Below are 290 nucleotides of genomic sequence, written 5' to 3'. Positions count from 1 at the left end.
ACTGTCTATCACGCCAGCCGTATCGGTGAACGAAGGCACAGGCGCCATGTTCACGGTGAATTTGTCGAAAGAGGCAGAAGCGGATGTGGTGTTGAACCTCGCTACCGCGACCGATGGCAGTTACACCGCTGAGTCTGGCGATATTGGTGCTCTGACTGCCACGTATAACGATGGCGTGTCTGATGTGCCTCTCACCATTACTGATGGCAACATCACTCTACCAGCAGGGGTCACTGAGTTTAAAGTCACCGTCGCGACGACCCAAGACGACGTCTTTGAAGGCCCTGAAA

At 54.1% G+C, this 290-nt stretch carries 1 pseudogene; it reads left to right on the top strand.

Going from position 1 to position 290, the window contains the following annotated elements:
* Positions 1 to 290: pseudogene (locus tag TZ48_RS19765) on the top strand (hypothetical protein); the annotation flags it as partial.

It is taken from the genome of Vibrio variabilis, from assembly GCF_003263785.1.
Lineage (GTDB): Bacteria > Pseudomonadota > Gammaproteobacteria > Enterobacterales > Vibrionaceae > Vibrio > Vibrio variabilis.
This window is presented reverse-complemented; position numbering and strand designations above follow the sequence as displayed.